The 23,154-nt window shown below is 72.4% G+C and carries 15 protein-coding genes and 3 pseudogenes; 12 read left to right on the plus strand and 6 right to left on the minus strand.

Translation table 11 applies throughout. The annotated features are described in order from the left end of the window. Positions 1-36: 36 nt before the first annotated feature. Positions 37-741 (plus strand): nucleotidyltransferase domain-containing protein, encoded by a 705-nt coding sequence (locus IPT68_RS31010; RefSeq protein ID WP_189698137.1) that lies wholly within the window; start codon positions 37-39, stop codon positions 739-741. Positions 742-1,170: 429 nt separating this feature from the next. Continuing rightward, the gene (fusA, locus tag IPT68_RS31015; RefSeq protein ID WP_189698136.1) at positions 1,171-3,198 is read left to right on the plus strand and encodes an elongation factor G; all 2,028 of its coding nucleotides are present in this window, start codon (positions 1,171-1,173) and stop codon (positions 3,196-3,198) included. Positions 3,199-3,311: 113 nt separating this feature from the next. Here fusA and IPT68_RS31020 read toward each other — a convergent pair. Next, positions 3,312-3,709: pseudogene (locus tag IPT68_RS31020) on the minus strand (coagulation factor 5/8 type domain-containing protein); the annotation flags it as partial. A 477-nt stretch (positions 3,710-4,186) separates the two neighbouring features. Here IPT68_RS31020 and IPT68_RS31025 point away from each other — a divergent pair. The 5 genes from IPT68_RS31025 (at position 4,187) to IPT68_RS31045 (ending at position 10,195) form a co-directional block, all read left to right on the plus strand. Continuing rightward, positions 4,187-5,503: an extracellular solute-binding protein gene (locus IPT68_RS31025; protein ID WP_189698134.1), complete on the plus strand. Its 1,317-nt coding sequence runs from the start codon at positions 4,187-4,189 to the stop codon at positions 5,501-5,503. 14 nt (positions 5,504-5,517) lie between these two features. Further along, positions 5,518-6,519 (plus strand): carbohydrate ABC transporter permease, encoded by a 1,002-nt coding sequence (locus IPT68_RS31030; protein ID WP_189698133.1) that lies wholly within the window; start codon positions 5,518-5,520, stop codon positions 6,517-6,519. 7 nt (positions 6,520-6,526) lie between these two features. After that, positions 6,527-7,366, plus strand: coding sequence for a carbohydrate ABC transporter permease (locus IPT68_RS31035; RefSeq protein ID WP_189698263.1), 840 nt, complete (start codon positions 6,527-6,529; stop codon positions 7,364-7,366). 29 nt (positions 7,367-7,395) lie between these two features. Further along, positions 7,396-8,754 (plus strand): GH1 family beta-glucosidase, encoded by a 1,359-nt coding sequence (locus IPT68_RS31040; RefSeq protein ID WP_189698132.1) that lies wholly within the window; start codon positions 7,396-7,398, stop codon positions 8,752-8,754. Between the two features lie 391 nt (positions 8,755-9,145). After that, entirely contained in the window at positions 9,146-10,195 is a 1,050-nt protein-coding gene (locus IPT68_RS31045; RefSeq protein WP_373300560.1) for an alpha/beta hydrolase, read from the plus strand. Positions 10,196-10,357: 162 nt separating this feature from the next. On the opposite strand, the gene IPT68_RS31050 is transcribed toward IPT68_RS31045, so the two are convergent. From IPT68_RS31050 to IPT68_RS31065, 5 genes and pseudogenes are all read right to left on the minus strand, one after another. Further along, positions 10,358-12,904, minus strand: coding sequence for a glucosidase family protein (locus IPT68_RS31050; protein WP_228040048.1), 2,547 nt, complete (start codon positions 12,902-12,904; stop codon positions 10,358-10,360). Between the two features lie 374 nt (positions 12,905-13,278). Beyond that, positions 13,279-13,425 carry a hypothetical protein gene (locus IPT68_RS31055; protein WP_189698131.1) on the minus strand — a complete coding sequence of 49 codons (147 nt, stop codon included), beginning with the start codon at positions 13,423-13,425 and terminating at the stop codon, positions 13,279-13,281. A 185-nt stretch (positions 13,426-13,610) separates the two neighbouring features. Further along, positions 13,611-13,763: pseudogene (locus IPT68_RS35260) on the minus strand (hypothetical protein); the annotation flags it as partial. A 34-nt stretch (positions 13,764-13,797) separates the two neighbouring features. Next, on the minus strand, positions 13,798-16,662 hold the full coding sequence (locus tag IPT68_RS31060; RefSeq protein ID WP_189698130.1) for an ABC transporter substrate-binding protein: 2,865 nt from the start codon (positions 16,660-16,662) through the stop codon (positions 13,798-13,800). 492 nt (positions 16,663-17,154) lie between these two features. Next, the gene (locus IPT68_RS31065; protein WP_189698260.1) at positions 17,155-17,946 is read right to left on the minus strand and encodes a CDP-alcohol phosphatidyltransferase family protein; all 792 of its coding nucleotides are present in this window, start codon (positions 17,944-17,946) and stop codon (positions 17,155-17,157) included. 107 nt (positions 17,947-18,053) lie between these two features. Between IPT68_RS31065 and IPT68_RS31070 the strand changes: the two genes are divergently transcribed. The 5 genes and pseudogenes from IPT68_RS31070 to IPT68_RS34420 form a co-directional block, all read left to right on the plus strand. After that, on the plus strand, positions 18,054-19,049 hold the full coding sequence (locus IPT68_RS31070) for a zinc-dependent alcohol dehydrogenase (protein WP_189698129.1): 996 nt from the start codon (positions 18,054-18,056) through the stop codon (positions 19,047-19,049). A gap of 89 nt (positions 19,050-19,138) precedes the next feature. Beyond that, on the plus strand, positions 19,139-19,537 hold the full coding sequence (locus IPT68_RS31075; protein WP_189698128.1) for a 6-pyruvoyl trahydropterin synthase family protein: 399 nt from the start codon (positions 19,139-19,141) through the stop codon (positions 19,535-19,537). Further along, positions 19,534-20,706, plus strand: coding sequence for a glycosyltransferase family 4 protein (locus tag IPT68_RS31080; protein ID WP_189698127.1), 1,173 nt, complete (start codon positions 19,534-19,536; stop codon positions 20,704-20,706). Before IPT68_RS31075 ends, IPT68_RS31080 begins: the two co-directional genes overlap by 4 nt. Before the next feature lie 527 nt (positions 20,707-21,233). Continuing rightward, positions 21,234-22,187, plus strand: a complete 954-nt coding sequence (locus IPT68_RS31085; RefSeq protein ID WP_189698126.1) for a class I SAM-dependent methyltransferase — start codon at positions 21,234-21,236, stop codon at positions 22,185-22,187. Beyond that, a pseudogene (locus IPT68_RS34420) lies at positions 22,184-23,107 on the plus strand (lysylphosphatidylglycerol synthase transmembrane domain-containing protein); the annotation flags it as partial. The gene IPT68_RS31085 and the pseudogene IPT68_RS34420, both read left to right, overlap by 4 nt. Positions 23,108-23,154 lie beyond the last annotated feature (47 nt).

Genomic DNA, 23,154 nt, shown 5'->3' on the forward strand with positions numbered 1-23,154 from the left:
CACGAGGGCTCGCGACCGAACGCACCCGGGGGCCCAGTGACCGTGACCAACATCCTGCTGTCCGGCGTCGTCGGCTCGACCGCGTACGGACTCGCCCGCGAGGGCTCCGACGTCGACCGGCTCGGCCTGTTCGCCGCGCCCACCGAGTCCCTGCACGGCCTGCACGGCCCGAAGGAGTCCCACGTCTCCACCCACCCCGACCGCACCCTCCACGAGGCGGCGAAATGGTGCCGCCTCGCGCTCGGCGGCAACCCGACCGTCATGGAACTCGTCTGGCTGCCGGACGACTTGTACGAGGTGAGGACACCCCTCGGCGACGAGCTGATCGGAATCCGCTCGTCCTTCCTCGGCGCCCGCCGGGTCCGCGACGCCTACCTCGGGTACGCCACGCAGCAGTTCCGCAAGCTGACCAGCCGCGGCGACGGCACGTTCTCCGCGGACACCCGCAGGCGCACCGCCAAGCACGCCCGCCACCTCAAGCGGCTGTGCACCCAGGGCTACGAGCTCTACACCACCGGCCGGCTGACGATCCGGGTCGACGACCCCGACGGCTACCACGCCTTCGGCGAGCGGGTCGCCGCCGACCCGTCGGCCGCGCTGCCGCTGCTGCGCCACTTCGAGGCGGCGTTCGACGGGACGCGCGGCGTGCTTCCCGAACAGCCCGACGAGGGGCCCGCCGAGGCGTGGCTGCGGCGGGTCCGGCAGCGGTTCTACGCGTCGCCGGACGCCGTGCCGGCGTAAGGGCGGCACCGTTCGAAAATCCCGTGCGGTGCACGGACCCGTCTCCCTACACTCGCCTCGTTGTCGAACAGCGAGTCGAGTGAGGGGAGCCGGGCCGTGCGTGACCGCACCGCTGTCGTCGTTCCCCGCTCCCGCTACGAGGTGATCCTCGTGTCTCCGGCCGCCCGGTGCCCGCTGCGCGGCCGGCACCGGAGGACCGTGACGAACATCTGAGCGCAAGCGAGCCGCACCGCCTCGCCGGCACAGCGCGCACCTGCCCGCTGCCGGCGCCGACGAGTCGCACCACCTCGCCGGCACAGCGCCACCTGCCGCCGCCGGCACGAGTGAGTCACACCGCCTCGCCGGCACCGCAGCCGGCCCGCCCGCTCCCGTCCGTCCGGACGATCGCGCCGCCCCCTTCCACCGCATCACCCCGAAAGGCCAAGGGCCGTGCGCACCGCACTGAACCGACACCTCACCACCGTCCGCAACCTCGGCATCCTCGCCCACGTCGACGCCGGCAAGACCACCGTCACCGAACGGATCCTCTACGCCACCGGCACCACGCACCGGCGCGGCGAGGTCCACGACGGCACCACCGTCACCGACTTCGACCCGCAGGAACGCGACCGGGGCATCACCATCTTCGCCGCGGCCGTCAGCTGCGCCTGGGACGGGCACCGGATCAACCTGATCGACACCCCCGGGCACGTCGACTTCGCCGACGAGGTGGAGCGTTCGCTGCGGGTGCTCGACGGGGCGGTCGCGGTGTTCGACGCCGTCGCGGGCGTCGAGCCGCAGAGCGAGTCCGTGTGGCGGCAGGCCGACCGGCACGGCGTACCGAGGATCGCCTTCGTCAACAAGCTGGACCGCGCGGGCGCCGACCTCGACACCGCCGTCGCCTCGATCCGCGACCGGCTGCACCCGGCCCCGCTGGTCGTGCAGTTGCCGATCGGCGCGGAGGACGGCTTCACCGGCGTCGTCGACCTGGTGCGCCTGCGCGCGCTGATCTGGGCCGACGGCGCGGAGACGGCCGTGGCGCAACCGGTGCCGCCGGACCTGCGCGAGGAGGCGCGGCGGCGCAGACGGCTCCTGGAGGAGTCGGTCGCCGAGCTGCATCCGCAGGCGCTGGAGGAGTTCTGCACGGCCGGGGCGCTGTCCGAGCGGACGCTGGCCGCGGCCCTGCGCGACCTGACCCGCACCGGCGACGGCGTCGTCGTCCTGTGCGGCTCGGCGTACCGCAACCGCGGCATCGAGCCGCTGCTCGACGCGGTCGTGGCGTATCTGCCGTCGCCGCTGGACGTGCCTCCCGTGCGCGGCACCGGCGGAGAGGAACGCCCCGCCGACCCGCGGGCGCCGCTCGCGGCGCTGGCGTTCAAGGTGAGCGCCACGCCGACCGGACGGCTGACGTACGTCCGGCTGTACTCGGGGACGATCGAGAAGGGGGACACCGTGTGGGAGGCGGGTGCGCGGCGCACCGAGCGGATCGGGCGCATCCTGCGCGTGCGGGCCGACCGGCACGCGCCGGTGGACCGGGCGGTCGCCGGGGACATCGTGGCCGTGGTCGGGCTCAAGTCCGCCCACGCCGGGTCGACCCTGTGCGCGCCGGACGCGCCGCTCGTCCTCGAACCGCCGAGCACGGCCGAACCGGTCGTCTCCGTGGCCGTCGAGGCCCGTACGTCCGCCGACACCGACCGGCTGGCCACGGCTCTCGCCCGGCTGACCGAGGAGGACCCGTCGCTGGTGGTGCGGACCGACCCCGAGACCGGGCAGACCGTGCTGTCGGGCATGGGCGAACTGCACCTGGAGGTGGCGGTGGAGAAGATCCGGCGCGGCCACGGGCTGGACGTCCAGGTCGGCCGGCCCAGGGTGACGTACCGGGAGACGGTCGTGCGCGGGGTGACCGGGCACGTCCACCGGCATGTCAAACAGGACGGCGGCGCGGGCCAGTTCGCCCATGTCGTCCTGGACGTCGAGCCCCTGGAGGCCGGGTTCGAGTTCCGCTCGACGGTCGTCGGCGGGCGCGTGCCGCAGGAGTACGTCCGCGCCGTCGAGGCCGGCTGCCGGGACGCCCTGGCGGAGGGACCGCTGGGCGGGCATCCGGTGACCGGGGTGCGGGTGACGCTGACCGACGGGGCGACGCATGTGAAGGACTCGTCGGAGATGGCGTTCCGGACGGCCGGCCGGGCCGGCCTGCACGGTGCCCTGCGCGTGAGCGGGATGGCGCTGCTGGAGCCGGTCGTCGAGGTCACGGTGACCGTGCCCGAGGACGCCGTGGGCGGGGTCCTCGGCGACCTCGCCGCCCGGCGCGGCCGGGTCACCGGCTCGGTCACCCGGGCCGGCGCGGCGGTCGTCACCGCCACCGTGCCGCTCGCCGAACTGTTCGGCTACGCGACCCGGTTGCGCAGCCGCACTCAGGGCCGCGGCACCTTCACCGCCCGGCCCACCGGGTACGCGCCGGCGCCGGCCGGCCGGTAACACCAGGCGCCGGCCGCCGGTAGCACTACGGCGCCGGCCGCCCGGTAGCACCACCGCGGCCCCGTCCACGCACGGGCGGGGCCGCCGTGCCCGTACGCGCGACGTCAGCGCCGTCAGGGGTACGACACCACCGTCGAAAACACCGTCGACGTTCCCGACGTCGGAGCCCCGGTGTCGTTGATGACGTGCGCGTACTGCCCGTTGCCGCCGAGGGAGACGACCAGCAGGCCGTGGAAGCGCACGCCCGGGCGGACGGGCGCGGCGAAGCCGTGGTGCTGCACGATCGTCCGGGCGACGTCGTCGTAGCAGTGGCTGCCCAGGTCCCGGCCCTCGTGCTCGGTGACGTTGTCGCCGATCCGGTGGACGGCGTAGCCCAGGATCGGGCCGTTGTGGACGGCGGCCCGGCTCGGGGCGTCGTACGCCTTCTCGTTCCGGAAGAAGACGTGCGGCCCCGCTGCCCGAACCACTGCACGGCGTACTGGTTGAAGTGCTCCACGAACAGGCCGGTGGCACAGTGGCCAAGGCAAGGAGCGCGCGGCCGATCCGCCACCGGGGCACCGCCACGGGCCCCGAGCCCGGGCCCGCCGGAGCAGGCGCCACCGGAACGAGCTGCCGGCGGGCCGAGCAACCGCCTCCGACAGGCCCTCTCCCACGCACCGCCCTACACACCTTGTTGGCCCACCCCACCCCCAACCCCCGGCCGAGACCCAACCGTTGCACAACACCACCCCGGCCCGCGCCGCCCGGGGTCGCCCCATCGCCGCAGGTCGTGGCCGGTTCAGCCGCCGCTCCGGGACAGCCCGCCGCCCCGCGCCCCGCCGCACCCGTCAAGAGACGGTGCCGCACATCTTGACGGGCCTTTCTCTTGAGGTTTAACTCACGTCCTAAATTAAGCCATGAGGGGCTTCGGGGCGTGAACGCGAACGGGCGTCGCGCGCCTCCGAACCGTCCTCGGACTTCTCGACTCCCGGAAGGGACACCAGGAGCCATGCGCAGCATCCGAGCCGCGGCCGTAGGCGCCGTCACCCTGTCTCTCGCTCTCGCCGCCTCGGCCTGCGGAGGCGGTTCCGCCTCGGGCGGCGGGTCCAACGACTCGCCCAAGACGCTGACCTACTGGGCCTCCAACCAGGGCGCCAGCGTCGAGGTCGACAAGAAGGTCCTCCAGCCCGAACTCGACAAGTTCGAGAAGCAGACCGGCATCAAGGTGGAGCTGGAGGTCGTGCCCTGGTCCGACCTGCTCAACCGCATCCTCACCGCCACCACCTCCGGCCAGGGCCCGGACGTGCTCAACATCGGCAACACCTGGAGCGCCTCCCTCCAGGCCACCGGCGCGCTGCTGCCCTGGGACGAGAAGAACTTCGACAAGATCGGCGGCAAGGACCGCTTCGTCGGGTCAGCCCTCGGCTCCACCGGCGTCCACGGCCAGGACCCCGCCGCCGTGCCGCTGTACTCGATGGCGTACGCGCTCTACTACAACAAGAAGATGTTCGCCGACGCGGGCGTCACCCAGCCGCCGGCCACCTGGGACGAGCTGGTCGAGGTCGGCCGCAAGATCTCCAAGGACGGCAAGTGGGCCCTGGGCGCGGAGGGTTCGAACCTGTCGAACAACATCCACCAGGTCTTCGTCCTCGGCAAACAGCACGGCGCCGACTTCTTCACCGCCGACGGCAAGCCCGACTTCACCTCCGACGGCGCGGTCGCGGCCGTGAAGCAGTACGTCGACCTGATGGCCAAGGACAAGATCATCGCGCCCGGCAACGCCGAGTACGCGCAAAACCAGTCGCTGAGCGACTTCGCCAAGGACAAGACGGCGATGGTGCTCTGGCAGACCGCCTCGGCCACCTTCGCGTCGATGGGCATGAAGGAGGACGAGTGGGGTGTCGCCCCCGCCCCCGTCCAGTCCGGTGAACCCGGCACCGGCACGAACACCAACTCCATGGTCGCCGGCATCAACATGGCGGTCTTCAAGAACACCGACAACATCGACGGCGCCACCGAGTTCGTGAAGTTCATGACCAGCGACGCCGAGCAGAAGATCCTCAACAAGGCCTACGGCTCCATCCCGCCGGTCAAGGCCGCCCAGTCCGACCCGGCGTTCAACTCCCCGGCCACGGCCGTCCTGCGCGACACCCTCGCCACCAGCGCCACCGCGCTCCCCCAGGTCCCTGACGAGTCCCAGTTCGAGACGGCCGTCGGCACGGCGGTCAAGGAGCTGTTCGCCGACGCCGCGGCCGGCCGCCCGGTGACCACCGAGTCGGTGAAGGCGGCACTCGCCAAGGCCCAGCAGCAGATGCCGACGAAGTGAGCACGGACACCACCATGACCACCACCACCGCCTCGGCACGGCCCGGTGAGCGGACGGTCGGCAAGAGCTCCCCCGGTGCGGCGCGCGGTCCTCGCCGCCGCACCGGGCGGATCCGCCGGATCGGCCTGCCCTACCTGCTGCTCCTGCCCGCGCTGGTCCTGGAACTCCTCGTCCACCTGGTGCCGATGGTGATCGGCATCGTGATGAGCTTCAAGGAACTCACCCAGTTCTACATCCGGGACTGGAGCATCGCCCCGTGGACCGGCGTCGACAACTACCGCATCTCGGTGGACTTCGACGCCCCCGTCGGCGAGGCACTGCTCCACTCGTTCCTCGTCACCTGCGGCTTCACCGTCCTGTCCGTCGGCCTGTGCTGGTTCGTCGGCACGGCCGCCGCGATCTGCATGCAGGACACGTTCCGCGGCCGGGGCCTGCTGCGCGCGCTGTTCCTGGTGCCGTACGCGCTGCCCGTCTACGCCGCCGTCATCACCTGGGCGTTCATGTTCCAGCACGACAACGGCCTGGTGAACCACGTCCTGCACGACCAGCTCGGCCTCACCGACAAGCCCTCCTTCTGGCTGATCGGCGACAACAGCTTCGTCGCCCTGCTCGTCGTCTCCGTCTGGAAGGGCTGGCCGTTCGCCTTCCTGATCGTGATGGCCGGCCTGCAGAACATCCCCAAGGACCTGTACGAGGCGGCGGCCCTGGACGGCGCCGGCGTCTGGCAGCAGATCCGCCGCATCACCCTGCCGTCGCTGCGTCCGGTCAACCAGGTGCTGATCCTGGTCCTGTTCCTGTGGACGTTCAACGACTTCAACACGCCCTACGTCCTGTTCGGCAAGGCCGCGCCCGCCGCCGCCGACCTGATCTCCATCCACATCTACCAGTCGTCGTTCGTCACCTGGAACTTCGGCACCGGCTCCGCCATGTCGGTCCTGCTGCTGCTCTTCCTGCTCGTCGTGACGGGCGTGTACCTGCTGCTGACGTCGCGCGGCCGGAGGTCCACCCATGCCTAGGTCTCCGATGGCGGCCCCCCGCTCTTTCCTGTGGACCCGCCGGATCTTCCTGACCCTGCTCACCGGCTTCGTGCTGCTGCCGGTGTACGTCATGGTCTCCAGCTCCCTGAAGCCGCTGCAGGACGTGTCGAGCGAGTTCCGCTGGCTGCCGAGCGAGCTGACGATCCGCCCGTACATCGACATCTGGTCGACGGTCCCGCTCGCCAAGTACTTCGTGAACTCGCTCATCGTGGCGGGCGCGGCGACGGTCTGCTCGGTGGTCATCGCGGTCTTCGCCGCGTACGCCGTCAGCCGCTACGACTTCCCCGGCAAGCGCGTCTTCTCGGTCACCGTGCTGTCGACGCAGATGTTCCCGGGCATCCTCTTCCTCCTCCCGCTGTTCCTGCTCTACGTCAACATCGGCAACGCCACCGGCATCGCCCTGTTCGGCTCCCGGGGCGGCCTGATCCTGACGTACCTCACCTTCTCGCTGCCGTTCTCGATCTGGATGCTGATCGGCTACTTCGACTCGGTGCCGCGCGACCTGGACGAGGCGGCGCTGGTCGACGGCTGCGGACCGCTGCGCGCCCTGGTGCGGGTCGTCGTGCCGGCCGCGATCCCCGGCATCGTCGCCGTCGCCGTCTACGCCTTCATGACCGCCTGGGGCGAGGTGCTGTTCGCGTCGGTGATGACCAACGACACCACTCGCACCCTCGCGGTCGGCCTGCAGGGCTACGCCACGCTCAACGACGTGTACTGGAACCAGATCATGGCCGCCTCGCTCGTGGTGAGCGTCCCCGTGGTCGCGGGCTTCCTGCTGCTCCAGCGCTACCTCGTCGCCGGGCTGACGGCCGGGGCCGTCAAGTGACCAACGCATCCGCATCCGAAGGGACTTCCGTGACCATCGACCTCGCCGCACTCCCGCACGACTTCCTGTGGGGCACGGCCACCTCGGCGTACCAGATCGAGGGAGCCGTGGCGGAGGACGGCCGCTCGCCGTCGATCTGGGACACCTTCTCGCACACCCCCGGCAGAATCGCGAACGACGACCACGGCGACGTCGCCTGCGACCACTACCACCGCTGGCGCGAGGACATCGCCCTGATGCGCCGCCTGGGCACCAACGCCTACCGGCTCTCCATCGCCTGGCCGCGCGTCGTCCCCGGCGGCGACGGCCCGGTCAACGCCAAGGGCCTCGCCTTCTACGACGAACTGATCGACGCCCTGCTGGAGGCGGACATCACCCCGTCCGTCACCCTCTACCACTGGGACCTGCCGCAGGCGCTGCAGGACCGCGGCGGCTGGCCGGAGCGGGAGACGGCCGAGCACTTCGCGGCGTACGCGGCCGTGGTGGCCGAGCGCCTCGGCGACCGCGTGACGCACTGGACGACGCTCAACGAACCCCTGTGCTCGGCCTGGATCGGCCACCTGGAAGGCACGATGGCCCCCGGCTGGACGGACCTCACTGCGGCGGTCCGCGCCTCCTACCACCTGCTCCTCGCCCACGGCCTGGGCATGCAGGCGATCAGGGCGGCGACGCCGCACGCCCAGGTCGGCATCGTCAACAACCTCTCCACGATCCACGCCGCGACCGACCGGCCGGAGGACCTGGCGGCGGCCCGCCGCATGGACGGCCACACCAACCGCTGGTGGCTGGACCCGGTGCACGGCCGCGGCTTCCCCGAGGACATGCGCGAGGTGTACCGCGTCGACCTGCCCGAGCAGCCGGGCGACGCGGCGGTCATCGGGGGCCGGCTGGACTGGCTTGGCCTCAACTACTACTTCCCGCAGACGGTCGCCGACGACCCCACCGCCCCGGCCCCGTTCGTCCGCGACGTCCGCCGCGACGGCGTGCCGCGCACCGGCATGGACTGGGAGATCGACGCGAGCGGCATCGAGGAGCTGTTGCTGCGCCTGACCTCGGAGTACGGCCCGCGCAGGCTGTACGTCACGGAGAACGGCTCCTCCTTCCCGGACGTGGTCCGCCCGGACGGGACGATCGACGACCCCGAGCGCCGGGCCTACCTGGAGGGGCACCTGGCGGCGTGCGCGTCGGCGGCCCGCAAGGGTGCCCCGCTGGCCGGCTACTTCGCCTGGTCGCTGCTGGACAACTTCGAGTGGGCGTACGGCTACGACAAGCGCTTCGGGCTGGTCCACGTCGACTACGCCACCCAGGTCCGCACGATCAAGGGCTCCGGCCACCGGTACGCGGAGATCGTCCGCGACCACCAGGGCCGGGCGCGCAAGGCCGCGTAGGGCGGCCGGCGGAGGGGGCGTACGACCCCGTGGTGGGCGCGGAGGGAGCCCGCGCCCACCACGGCCCCACGGCCGCACGGCCCCACGGCCGCACGGCCCCACGGCCGCACGGCCCCACGACCTGACGTCCGCATCTCGTCCCCCGCCACCGGCCGCTATGTCCGCATGCTCGGAAGGAACGCCGCTCACGAGTACAGGCGAAGGTGGACCGGGTGCGGAGGGAGCAGAAGGGCTGAGCAGCCGTGCAGGGCAGGGCAGTTGGCCGAAAGCACCGGGGTGCGTCTCCCGCCCGCTTCCGTTCGGTGGCACCATCACCCACAGCCGTGCCGCGCTCCGGCACGACCGCGCCGAACCGTTCGGGCAGCAGGCCATCACACCGCGAGGAGCCGCTGTGATCACGACCGTGACCGCCGCCCTGACCTCCCTTCGGCCCCGTGTCCTGCTCGTCCTCGCCGTACTGCTCGCCGCCCTCGCCCCGGCCACGCCGTCGCTCGCCACCGTCGCCGAAAGCCCGGCGCCGGGTGCCACCGCCGCGGGAGCCGTCCGGTCGGGGAAGCCCGGCGGCGCCGAGGTCGTGGCCGTCACCCAGGTCGCCGACCGGCAGGTCGACCTGTCCGTGCGGTCCGCCGCACTGGGCGGCCACACGGTCAAGGTCCGTCTGCTCACCCCCGACGGCTGGAACCCCGCCGACCGGCGGCAGCACTGGCCGACGCTGTGGCTGCTGCACGGCTGCTGCGGCGACTACACCTCGTGGACCCGCATGACCGACGTCGCGGAGACCGCCGGCCTGCGCGACGTCCTCGTGGTGATGCCGGAGGCGGGCTGGAACGGCTGGTACAGCGACTGGTGGAACCACGGCGAGGGCGGCGACCCCGCGTGGGAGACGTTCCACACCAGGGAACTCCGGAGGCTCCTGGAGCGTGACTGGGGTGCCGGCAGCGACCGTGTGGTGGCCGGCCTGTCGATGGGCGGCCAGGGTGCCCTGATGTACGCCGCACGGCACCCCGGCATGTTCAAGGCGACCGCCGCGTACTCCGGCTCGGCGCACCCGCTGCTGAACGAGGAGTCGACCGACCGCATCATGGGCCTCCTCGCCGGCCAGGGCAACGACCCGCTGCGCGTCTGGGGCGACCCGGTGGCGCAGCGCCGCATCTGGCAGGCCCACGACCCCTTCCACCTGGCCAAGCGACTCAAGTCGCTCCCCGTCTACCTGTCGTGCGGCGACGGCACCCCCGGCCCCCTCGACCCACCGGGCGCCACCAGCGCCCTGGAGGCCGACTTCAACCGCCAGAACCTGGCGCTGGCGGCGGAACTGAAGCACGTCGGCGCCCGCCACGTCACCACCCACCTCTACGGCCCAGGCACCCACACATGGCCGTACTGGGAACGCGAACTGCACGCCTCGTTGCCGATGCTGCTCGGCGCGCTGCGCGGCGACTGAACCTGGGCGCCCGCCGGGACTCCGTCGCGAACACGTGCAGCACCTGACGGGAGTCGGCGGCATCTGCTCCGGGCCTGCTCCGTCAGTACGCCCAGCCGACGGCGGGTCGCCGGGAGGGTCAGGCGGCGTACCGCGGTACGCCGCCCTCCCAGCCTCGGTCGGTCACTTGAGCGTGACTACCAGGGTGGTGCGGCCTTCACCGCTCGGCGCCGAGACGATGACCTGCTGGCCGCGTGCGGTCGTGAAGGTCCGGTACTGCACGGGGTGACCGTCGAGCGTCACCGAATCGATCTCCGAGCCCGGCGGCACCACGTGGCCGATGGACAGGTCGGCCTCCAGGTGCCGGGTCACCTCGGTGGTGAAGGTCTTGCTCACATGCCGGGCGCGGACGTCGACCGACCCCTTCCCCAGCCTGATGTTGCTGCCGGCGATCCGTTCCTGGCCCGTGGGCACCTGAGAGACGACGGAGACCCGGTTTCGGCCCAGGTCGGGCGAGACCCCGAGCTGCTGGTGCACCACCGGCCACAGCACGCCGTACGCGCCCCAGGCCTGCAGCGCCATCGAACGCTCGGTGAGGGGACGCTCGATATTCGCCGGTGCGTCCGGGCTCGGCGCGATCTCCGGCATCGCACCGGGCATCTCCCAGACCGAGGGATCGAGCTGGATCCGTGCGTTCGCGGTGGTGTAGCGCTGTTGCTCGTGGTGGCCCAGGCGGCCGTAGTTCCCCTCGGCGACCGCCATGATCGCGGTGTTGAGGGAGTAGATGGCGCGCTCGCTCTGCACGGCGGACACCGTGCTGTCGCAGGACGGACCCTTGTTGCCGCCCTCGGCCGAGGTGGGACCGGTACCCGTGTGATAGAGCCCGAACTCTCCGGAGTAACAGCTCTCCTGGCGCTTGGCCAGTGCCAGTCGGCCGTGCTCGGACGAGGCCAGCGGCACCGTGGGCCTGCCGGGACGGACCAGCTCCGCGTCCATGGGCGTCACACCGATCCAGTGGCGCTGCAACATGGGGCTGTTGTCCGTGTCTTGCAGTGAGTCGCCGTACTGGTCGGTGTCACCACCGGCCCACCAGGTGCGCTCGAACCGCTGCTCCAGCTTCTCGGCGCGCTTCGTCGCCCATGATGCCGTCGTGGAGTCGTGCTTGCTGTGCGCCATGTCCGCGAGGTCACGAAGGCCGCGGGCGGTGTAGACCGCGTTGTCGAGCTTCTCCGCACCCATGCCGGATCGCTCGACGTTGCCCGTGCCCTCGGGCCATCCGTCGCCGTCCTTGTCGAGTGTGCGGTAGATGAACCTCATGTTGCGCACGGCGAAGTCGTACATCTCATCGCGGAACGCGTCGTCCCCCGTCCAACGCCACAACAGGGCGACGGCGCTCGGGAACTTCGCGGTCTCGTCGGTGTTTCCGGGATCGTCGTTGGCGCCGTAGTAGACCGAGCCGTCCGGCGTCATCTCGTGAATGACCTTGCCGCTGCCCTCGTTGACCAGCTCGCTGACGTCCTTCAGCGACCGAAGGTGGGCCATGATGTCGTCGAACTGGCCCATGGCCACACTGGCGAACGCGGTGTACTCGCCGTCGGTCCCGAACAGCCATGGGTAGTCGGGCCAGCCCGCCCCCAGCCAACGGGCCGACGCCAGCTCGCCGGTCGGTGCGGGGTACTGCCTGCCCTCATCGACGAGACGCAGTCGCAGGCCGTGGGACTCCTGCACGGAGTCGGCGAGGTTCTGCTTGGACCACTCCACACTGCGCTGGAGCAGGTTGTCACCGGGCAGTTCGACCGAGGTGCGGGCCGCCACCGCGCGCCGTTCGGCGATCTTCTGTTCCAGCAGCTGCTCGGGGTCGGCCAGCGCCCGGTCGAACTGGGTGCGGGCGTCCTTCGGCCCCTGTTCCGAGCCGGCGACCGCGAACCACAGTGTCGTCGGCGTGCCGGCCTTCAAGTCGACGCTGTAGTTCATCCGGCCGCCGGTGCCCTTGCCGGCCTCGCTGTCGTCGCACCTCTTCGGCGCCTCGCCGGTGGCCGGGCAGATCACCGGATCGCTCTGCGGACCACGGTGGTCCGGACCCAGCTGGTGGGTCTCCGGAGTCAGTCTGCTGCCGACGACGGCCGCATAGTCATGCGCATCGGCGTGGGGAACGTCCGGGGTGCCCTTCTCGCGGAAGACGAGGGTCTTTCCGGAGTAGGAGCCCTCGTCGGGGAGGTTGAACTTCAGCTGGTCCGGCTGCGTCCAGCCCCAGGGGTAGGAGTTCATCAGCTCCGAGTGGGCGTCGAGGGCGAGCTTCACCTTCGAGTCCCGCTCGGAGGTGAGCGTCAGCCCCACCAGCCCGGCACGCAGGCCGTCCGGTGCGAAGTTCGTCCGGCTCGCGCTGACCCCTGCCGTCGCCGCATAGTCGATCCGGGTGTAACCCCAGCCGCTGGTGAACTTCTCCGCCTTGGCCTGACCACCCAGCCATGCGCCGTTCAGACCGAACCACATGCCGTCGAGCAGTTTGATCGACTGGGTCCACATACCGCCCATCTCCCCGCGAATGTGCCAGCCGGCAGCCGGGTAGAGGCCGTCCGCGGTACCCACGGAGTAGAATCGGCTGCCGACGCTGACCGCACGGCGGTCGGCCAGGCGGGTCGTCTCCGACAGCTCCGCAGAGCGCGGCAGGTCGGCGTGGGTCTCGCGATCGGGCTGGGCGTTGGCGGGAGCACTGAGCACACCGGACACGAGGGCTCCGGTGGCCGCCAGGAGAAGTGCTGTTCGTGGCCGCATTATCACCTCGAAAGTGTCTTTCCGTCGCCGCCGGTCCGTCGGGACCCCGCGGAACACGGGAAAGGGACTGTGTGGAACAGGTGAGCGGCGACAGTCAACTTGTTCCGACGAGTCCACGTCAATCATGGAGCGTGGATCCGTCGCCTGCCGTCAGCAGGGCTTGATCAAGTTCCGTAGGCGTCCGGATCGTTGGTGATGACCAGGATGGGGAACGCTCCTTGGGGTCGTCGCGGACCGCCCGGGTGGTCTTGGCGATGTTGTCGGCTCCGAGGACGCCTTCTCAGTCGTTCGGCTCGGCGCAGAGGGTGGTGGGAGCGCTGAGCTGTCGGTCAGCCGCCCTGGTAGATCGTGGTGCACAGCAGCGTGGCGCCGTCGTCCACCAGGGCGGCCCAGTAGCGCGTCTGGTCGCCGGCCACCCGGCGGCAGTTGTTCGCGTCGGCGCCCGCCGGGGCACGGTAGACGCCGGTGATGTGCATGATCTGGTTGTACGGGACGCGGGCACCGGCTCGCGTCGGCAGGCCACGGCCGTCATCAGGGCGAGGGAGATCGCGTCGCCGGACTGCTGCCCGAGCAGGCAGTAGTTGGCGTGGTAGACGCGGCTGAGGCAGAGCTTCGTGGTGTCGCCGGTGGTGGAGGACCGGTAACTCCAGTACGACTTCCCATAGCCGGTGGGGCAGGCCGTGTCGGTGGCGGTCACCTGGACCTGCGCCTGCTCGCCGGCACAGGACACGGGGTCCGGCGGAACATCGCGCGGATCTCTCCGGGTCCCGGAATACTCACCCGGGGAGCGTAACAACCGCTGGTCCGGGCTCACCCGCCCGCCTTCCGGTGCCGCGGTCCGCTTCCCCTCACTCGATCGCGCACTCCCTCACGTCGAGCGGCTCGGTGTCGCCGGCCGGCCTGCTGCACAGGACGTCAGCCTCCGAGATGCCCTCCGGCGTTCTCCGGACCCGCTTGAGGACGATGCTGTGGCCGCGCCGTTCGCCGTACAGGGGCGCGTCGGTGAAATCGATCGTTCCGGTGGCCATCCCGTCGAGCTTGACGCTTCTGAGGTTGACCCAGGTCGCCGCGCGGCTCTGGCGTACGTCCCCGAGGCTGGCCGCCCAGTACAGCGCGCGTGTGGCGTCGTGGGAGAGGGCCGTCTGCCCGCTGGCGAAGTCGGCGGCGTCGTACGTGGCCTCCCCGTTGCGCATCCACGGGAGGTGCTTGGCGGCGTCCTCGTAGAAGGCGGTCCCGGACGCGGCCTCCTTCAGCTCGGCCAGGGCCGCGTGGTACAGCGTGATCCGCGGGGCCACGCCGTCACGGCCGCCCGCGCCGGAGAACCTTGCCTTGCTCAGGTCGTCGCCCGTGAGGATCGAGATCTCCCTGTTTGCGCAACCAGGTTCGGTGCTCAGCTGCGTCATCAGCGGACCGATGTCCTCGACCCGTCCGGCGAAGTAGATCACCGAGGGGACGCTCTCGCCCCGGCAGATGTTCTCCGCGTGCAGCCGGAGTTCGGGCTTGCCGTTCGCCACCCGGTAGTTCTGCGCGGGCAGCAGCCGGAAGCCCTCCCGCTTCAGCATCTCCCCGCCGTAGAGGGCTTGTTCGCTGGTGTAACGGTCCTGCGACTCCTCGGTGTCGCGGGCCAGCACCAGGGCGCGCGGGGCTCTGTCCAGGGTGCGAAGCTGCCGGGCGACGAGACCGAGCGCGTCCGCCTGGTGTTCGTCCGGAGCCGCGAGGCTGAACCAGTTGGAGAAGTCCTTCGGCAGGTAGGTCGCCGAGTTGGTGCCGGAGACGATGGGCAGCCCCACCCTGTGCAGCCGACGCGTGACGTCGGGGCTGCTCTGCAGGTCACGGCCGAAGCCGACGACACCGACGACGGTCGGGTCGCGGTCGGCGTACTCGGCGATCGCGTCGGCCGTGACGCGCTGGTGCCCCATGTCGGCGCCGCCGTTGGCGAGCAGTACCCGCAGTTTCACCGTGTAGTTCTCGTTGACCACGCGCTGGGCGAGGTACACGCCGGCCAGCTCCTCGGCCCCCTTGACCAGTGAGGGGTCCACCGGGGAGGAGCTCAGCGGGCCCGCGTACACCACCGTGACGTAGGTGCCGGGACGGCCGCGCAGCACCTCGGCGTTCTCTTCGCGCACCAGCTCTTCGAGATCGCGCAGCCTCCGGCCCTCCTCGTCGGCCCCGCCGCGCAGCTGCGCACCGAACCGGACGTCTCCGGTGGCTATCCCGACGCACTCCGTGCCCCCACCGGGCGCGGGGCGCCTCTCGGTGTCGCGATCGGCGGTCAGCAGGCCGGCCGAGCAGTACGTCCGGTGCAGCTCGCGGGAGTGGACGACACCCGCGGTGACGGCGAGGACGAGGACGAGGAGCAGGCTGTACGCCGACCACACCACGCGAGCCAGGGGTGGCCGGTTCCGGGCCCTGACACACCGCCAGTCCGCCTGCCGCAGCTGCACCAGTTCCTCACGCGGCAGCGGGATCCTGAGCACCCAGGGCAGGGCGTTGGTCCTGCTCGGCGACTGGTCGGCCCGGAGGTTCCCGGCCCATTCGTCGTACCAGTGCCCCAACCGCTGCTGAAGGCGCGGGGACAGGCGCGGGGGCAGGGGCGGGGATTGCGGCAGGGCGGCCGGCGGACCTCCGTCCGCACCCCGGTCGAGCAGTGCCGCGTCGTCCGCCGCCACGCCCGCCACGATCAGCAGCGGGTCGAGTTCACTGCGTCGGCTGCGGACGTCGCTGACCGCCCTGATCAGTTCTATTCCGCCGTTCTCGCGGCTTATCCGGCGCAGGAACAGCACCGGCGGACGGGTCCTCTTGAACCCCCGCAAGTCCCAGCTGCCGCGCCGGTGGTTGTCGCGCAGGTCCTCGAAGAGCGCCAGCACGTACAACTGGAGGGGGAACGGACCGCCCTCCCGCATGGCCTCGGCCACGTCGTAGGCGCGGGCCGCTATGGCTCTCCAGGACCGGACGGGCCGCAGCAGCCGCACGCTGGTCGACCGGCGGCGGGCGGCGGACTGGAGAAACGTCGTGGTCAGGAACCACCGGCTCTCCCTGCGCAGCCACAGGAAGAGGGGTGCGCGTCCGGGGACGTGGTTCAGGACCGCGAGCAGGATCATCAGCCCGATGCCCGCCAGAGCGGCGATGTACCACTCGGGGCGGGTGAGCAGCGCGGTGAAGGCGCCCAGGACGCCCATGGGGAGGAATTGCTGCACATCGGTGAGCAGCGTCTGCCGTTGGCGGCGCGAGGGTCTGCGGGGACGCCAGCGCTGCCGGGCGAGGATGCGCAGCAGGTGCGTCTGAGCCTGCTCCCGCTGGGCGTTCCCGTCCGGAGTGCCGACGGGGGCGGTCGGCCAGTGCTCGCGCATCTCCGGGTCGTCGGTGGCCTCTTGAAGAGCACGGACGAGATTGAGGCGGGGAAAGGCGTAGGGGCGGTAGGCGGCGGACCGGTCGCCCCACTTCCCGGAGTCGCCGAGATCGCACAGGAGCCGCCCGGCCCGGGCCGTGGGATCGAGGTCGCCCGGCTGGGGCTCGGTCGGGGCGACCGCGAGGCGCGTACCGTGACGCTGCTGCCCTTCGCGCAGCTCGTCGACCAGTTCGGTGACGCGGTCGTCGTCGGCGGGGTCCTCGGCGTGCAGCACGATGACCGGCATCAAGGGGTCGTTGGTCCGGAAGTCCTGGATCAAAGACTCCAGTTGCCGCTGGACGTCGATTCCCGCCTCGGTCGACATGCCGGGGTGACCGCCCGGACAGTCCTGAGGAAAACTCTGGCCACGGCCGTGCATGGACACCCCCCATGGTCGTAAGACGCATGTGTCGCAAGCGCTTTGTGAGGATAGCGCTTGCCCCGTACAACCGCTCCCTGCGGGAACGGCGTCCGTGGGGGGTGGTGCACAGGCCGGAGGGTGCGGTCGCTCATGGTGGTGGGGTCGCGCCCACCTGTGTCGTCGCGGACGTCCGCCGCGCGCGGTCGGTGACGAACAGCCTGGGCGTCGGCAACCGCCGGTTGCGGTGCGACCACTGTTGGCGGGCGGGGAAGACCGTCGGCCACATGGTGCTGATGACGGCCGACCGACCCACCTGTTCGGGCAGGTGTCCAGACCGGGTCCGGCTGCTCGACGCGACGGCCACGAGGAGCGGTGAGGCGGCACGGCAACGGGTCCCCGCTCCTGCCCCGGGAGCGGAGAGGGCGGGCTCAGCAGTCCCTGAACCCGTCGACCGGTTCAGTAGCTGTGCTCGTACCGAAGTGAGCCGCCCGTGCGTTCCCCGCCCCGCGCCGGCGGGCGGAACGCCGCCCGCCGGACCCGCGACGTCCGCCACAGCCACAGCACGTCCCGCCCGAACGACCACACCAGCAGCCCCAACGCCAGCGCCACCACCGCCGCGTTCGCCACCCACGGCAGCAGGTCGGCGCCCGCCACCAGCAGGAAGACACCCTGCACCGCGGCCACCGCCTTGCGTGCCGTGCTCGGCGGCAGGGGCGCGTTCAGCCACGGCAGGAAACGGGCGGCGGCGACGAAGACGTAGCGCATACCGCCGATCAGCAGCACCCACGGCCCCAGCGACATCGAGACGTACACGCTCAGCACGAGGATCAGGAACGCGTCGACCTCCATGTCGAACCGCGCCCCCAGCGCCGACGTCGTGCCCGTGCGCCGTGCGACCTTGCCGTCCACCCCGTCGAGGATCAGCGCCACCGCCGTCAGGCCGACCAGCAGCGCCATGGGCGGTGCGCTCTCGAAGGAGTCGGCGACCAGCGCGGTCACCCCGCCGACCAGGGTGGCGCGGCCGAGGGTGACCCGGTTGGCCGGGCCGAACGACCGCAGCTGCGACCGGTGCAGGGCCCGCGAGAGCACCGCCCAGCTGGCGATCGCGAAGGCGAGGCCGGTCAGCCAGCCCGCCGGTCCCATGCCGATCGCCGATCCGAGCAGGGCCAGCAACAGGATCTGCACGCCCGCGCCCACCGCGGTCTCCTGCTGGACCAGCCTCGCGTCACACGTGTTGTTCAGGGCCACCGCACATTCCTCCGGCCAGGTGACAGAGTCGATCAAGGCCGCGTACTCTGCGCGGCCTGTGCACCTCGGTACGTGCACCGCTCGCCGATCGTTCAGGAGGACCGCCGATGATCCGCGCCGCACGTGCGTTCTGGCTCAGCTCCCCGGGGCGCGGGGAGATCCGGGACGTCGCGCTCGCGGATCCCGCCGAGGACGAGGTGCTGGTCCGCACGCTCTTCTCCGGCGTCAGCCGCGGCACGGAGACGCTGGTCTTCCGGGGCGGTGTGCCGCGCAGCCAGTACACGGCCATGCGGGCGCCGTTCCAGGAGGGCGATTTCCCGGGGCCGGTGAAGTACGGCTACCTCAACGTCGGCGTGGTGGAGGAGGGACCGGCGGACCTGGTCGGCCGTACCGTCTTCTGCTTGTACCCGCACCAGACGCGGTACGTCGTCCCCGCCGCCGCCGTGACCCCGGTGCCGGAGCGTGTGCCCGCCGCCCGTGCCGTCCTCGCCGGCACCGTGGAGACCGCCGTCAACGCGCTGTGGGACGCGGCGCCGCTGGTCGGCGACCGGATCGCCGTGGTCGGCGGCGGCATGGTGGGCTGCTCGGTGGCAGCGCTGCTGGCCCGTTTCCCCGGCGTGCGCGTGCAGTTGGTGGACGCCGACCCGGGGCGGGCTCAGGTCGCCGAGGCGCTCGGCGTCGGGTTCGCCGAACCCGCCGCCGCCCTCGGTGAGTGCGACCTCGTCGTGCACGCCAGCGCGACCGAGCAGGGCCTCGCCCGGTCACTGGAACTCCTCGCCGCCGAGGGCACGGTCGTCGAGCTGAGCTGGTACGGCGACCGGCGCGTCGCCCTGCCGCTGGGCGAGGCCTTCCACTCCCGGCGCCTGACGATCCGCGGCAGCCAGGTGGGCACCGTCTCCCCGGCCCGACCCGGCCGGACGTACGCCGACCGGCTCGCCCTCGCCCTGGACCTGCTCGCCGACCCGGCGCTCGACGCGCTCGTCACCGGGGAGTGCGACTTCGCGGAACTCCCCGACGTACTGCCCCGGCTCGCCTCGGGGGAGATCCCGGCGCTCTGCCACCGGGTGCGGTACCCGGACGACGCCCGACCCGGAACCGTCTGACCTCAGAAAAGACGTAGGAGCCGCTGAACAAGGGAAGGACAGGAGCCGTACTACTCGGCATCCATGCCCCGCACCTGGAGGGTCGTCCGTTGTTCAGTGTCACCGTCCGCGATCACATCATGATCGCCCACAGCTTCCGCGGCGAGGTCTTCGGGCCCGCGCAGCGCCTGCACGGAGCGACGTTCCTGGTGGACGCCACGTTCCGGCGGGAGCAGCTGGACGACGACAACATCGTCGTCGACATCGGACTGGCCACGCGGGAACTCGGCGCCGTCGTAGCCGAGTTGAACTACCGCAACCTCGACAACGAGCCCGAGTTCGCCGGGATCAACACCTCCACCGAGTTCCTGGCGAAGGTCGTCGCCGACCGGCTCGCCGAGCGCGTGCACAAGGGCGCGCTGGGGGAGGGCGCCAAGGGACTCGCGGGCATCACAGTCACCCTGCACGAGTCGCATGTCGCCTGGGCGAGTTACGAGCGTGGCCTGTGACCGACACGACCGTGCGGAAGCTCTCCCACGTGCCCGCCCAGGCGGCCCCCAGGAACGGCGAGATCGTCCCCATGTCCCTGCGCACCGTGCACTTCGTCATGCCGGGCGGCGTGGACGACCCGGCCGCGCCCAGCGGCGGCAACGCCTACGACCGGCGGGTCTGCCTGGACCTGGCCGCCTTCGGCTGGCGGGTCCACAAGCAGCCGGTGGACGGCGCCTGGCCACGGCCGGGCGCCGCAGCCCGCACGGAACTCGCCCGGACACTGCGGGAGTTGCCGGACGGCGCGGTGGTGCTGCTGGACGGGCTGGTCGCCTGCGGCCTACCGGAGATCGTCGTCCCCGAGGCCGAACGGCTGCGCCTCGCCGTCCTGGTGCACCTGCCGCTCGGCGACGAGACGGGACTCGAACCCGCGGTGGCCGCCGACCTGCACGCCCGGGAACGCACGGTCCTGCGGGCCGTCGCCGCCGTGATCGCCACCAGTGACTGGGCGGTCCGCCGGCTCGTCGCCCACCACGGCCTCCTCCCCGAGCGCGTCCATGTCGCCGCCCCCGGCGCCGACATCGCGCCCCTCGCCTCCGGCACCGACGGCGTCTCCCGTCTGCTGTGCGTCGCCGCCGTCACCCCGCGCAAGGGGCAGCACCGGCTGGTGGAGGCGCTCGCCCAGGTGACCGACCTGCCGTGGAGCTGCGAGTGCGTCGGCGGGCTCGGCCAGGACCCGCAGTACGTCGCTCATCTGCGGGACCTGATCCGGGAGTACGGCCTCACGGACCGCGTCCGTCTCGCGGGGCCCCGGTCGGGGGCGGACCTCGACGCCAGCTACGCCGCCGCCGACCTCATGGTCCTCGCCTCCTACGCCGAGACCTACGGCATGGCGGTCACCGAGGCGCTCGCGCGCGGCATCCCGGTGCTGGCCACGGACGTCGGCGGCCTCCCCGAGGCGCTGGGCCGGGCCCCGGACGGCGGCGTGCCCGGCATCCTCGTCCCGCCGGAGGACCCCGCGGCGCTCGCCGCCGAACTGCGCCACTGGTTCGGCGAGGCCGACGTACGGCGCCGCCTGAAGTCGGCCGCGCGCGGCCGGCGCGCCGCGCTCGACGGCTGGGCCACCACAGCGAAGCACCTGGCCGGCGTCCTCAGCCGGCTCCCCGACGCACCCCGGAGGGCGGCATGAAAGGAACGACGACGCCAGCGCAGGACACGGGGAACGCGACGCCCGCGCGACCGGGGCGGCGGGAGGCGGCGGCCGGCAGCGGGCGCGACGCCGGGAGTGGGCGCGACGCCTCCCCGGGCGCGCCGCTGATGGGGTCCGCCGCGAGCGGCGGGCGGAGCGCGCCGGTTGACGGGCGTGAGCGGGGCGGGTCGGCGTCCGCGATTGCCGCGGCCTCCGCGCTGTCCGGGTCCGGCGCGAGCGGCGGGCGGAGCGCGCCGGTTGACGGGCGTGAGCGGGGCGGGTCCGCGTCCGCGATTCCCGCGGCCTCCGCGCTGTCCGGGTCCGGCGCGAGCGGCGGGCGGAGCGCGCCGGTTGACGGGCGTGAGCGGGGCGGGTCCGCGTCCGCGATTCCCGCGGCCTCCGCGCTGTCCGGGTCCGGCGCGAACGGCCCGCGGAGCGCACCGGTTGACGGGCGTGAGCCGGGCGGCGGGCCCGCGTCCGCGATTCCCGCAACCCGAGCGACCCTCACCCACAATTCCGCTCATCCCGTGCCCGCCCCCCGCGCATCCTCCGCCGCCCCTGTCATCCCAGGTGCCGGTCCGGTCGCCCGGCCGGCGGAGCGGCCCACCCTGCGGTTGCGGGAGTCCGGCGCCGGCACCGGGGAGGAGGAGCAGCCCCGGTACGCGCCCGAGTGGCTGGAGCTGCGGGAAGGGGCCGACGCGGTCGCGCGGGCGCACGAGTTGCTGGACCCGCTGCGGATCCGGCTGGCCAATCTGCCGGGGCGGACCGGGGGACTGGTCGTGCACGACCTGGGCTGCGGCACCGGGTCCATGGGCCGCTGGCTCGCGCCCCGGCTCGACGGGCCCCAGCACTGGGTCCTACACGACCGCGACCCCTACCTGCTGCACTTCGCCGCCGTCGCCTCCCCGCGCTCCACCGCCGACGGCAGCCGCGTCAGCGTCGAGACGCGGCGCGGCGACGTCGCCCGCCTCACCCCCGACGCCCTCGCCGGCGCCTCCCTCGTCACCGCCTCGGCCCTCCTCGACGTCCTCACCCGCGAGGAGGTCGACACCCTCGCCGCCGCCTGCGCGGGCGCCGGCTGCCCGGCGCTGCTGACCCTCTCCGTGGCCGGCCGCGTCGACCTCACCCCCAAGCTCCCGCTCGACGCGGAGATCACCGAGGCGTTCAACGCCCACCAGCGCCGTACCGGCCTGCTGGGCCCGGACGCGGTCACGGCGGCGTGCGAGGCGTTCGCCGGGCACGGCGCGACCGTCCACCTGCGACCGAGCCCTTGGCGGCTCGGTCCCGACGAGGCCGGGCTGACCGCCCAGTGGCTGCGCGGCTGGGTCGGCGCCGCCGTCGAACAGCGGCCGGAACTCGCGGCACCGGCCCAGAAGTACCTGGCCGCTCGCCTGGCGTCCTGCGCGACCGGCGAGTTGCGCGTCACCGTCCACCACACCGACCTGCTCGCGCTGGCCCGCCCGACCGGCGGGTCGTCATGAGCGCGCCGACGGTGAGCGCCCCGACGGGCAGTGCCCCGAGCGTGTCAGCGCCGCCGGCCCCTGCCCCGAGGCCGCCCGAATCCGTCCCGCCGCGCACCCGTCCCCGTCTCACCGCCCGCGCCCTGCGCACCCACCTCGGCACCCTCGCCGGCGTCGCGATCCTCGCCGTCCTGCTGTGGCGGACGGGCACCGGCGTCCTGCTGGACGGGCTGCGCCGGATCGACGCCCTCACGCTGCTGGCGGCCCTCGGCGTCGGCCTGGTCACCACCGCGTTCAGCGCCTGGCGTTGGCAGCTGGTGGCGCGCGGCCTGCGCATCCGGCTGTCCTTCGGACCCGCGCTGGCCGACTACTACCGGGCCCTGTTCCTCAACGCAGCCCTCCCCGGCGGCGTCCTCGGCGACGTGCACCGGGCCGTACGGCACGGGCAGAGCACCGGCGACCTCGGCCGCGGCGTCCGCTCGGTCGTCCTCGAACGGGCCGCCGGGCAGATCGTGCTGGCCGTCGTCGGGTCGGCCGTCCTGCTGACCGTCCCGTCCCCGGTGCTCGCCGGGACCCGGCACGTGCTGTTGCTGCTGACGTGCGCCGCGGCCGGCGCCCTCGCGATCGGCCTCGCCCTGCGCATGAACCGGACGCCCGCCGCCCGCCGGCGCCGCGCCCTGCTCGACGAGGCCCGCGAGGCGTTGCTGTCCCGCCGCAACGGACCCGGCGTCATCGGCTCGTCCGTCGTCGTCCTCGCGGGATACGTGGCGATGTTCCTGCTCGCCGCCCGCGTCACCGGCACCACCGCGTCCCCGGCCGTGCTGCTGCCGCTCGCGCTGCTCGCCCTGCTCGCGATGAGCCTGCCGCTCAACGTCGGCGGATGGGGGCCGAGGGAGGGCGTCACCGCCTGGGCGTTCGGCGCCGCGGGGCTGGGCGCGGACAACGGACTGGCCGTCGCGGTCGTGTACGGCGTGCTGAGTCTCGTGGC

The sequence above is a fragment of the Streptomyces chromofuscus genome (genome assembly GCF_015160875.1).
GTDB lineage: Bacteria > Actinomycetota > Actinomycetes > Streptomycetales > Streptomycetaceae > Streptomyces > Streptomyces chromofuscus.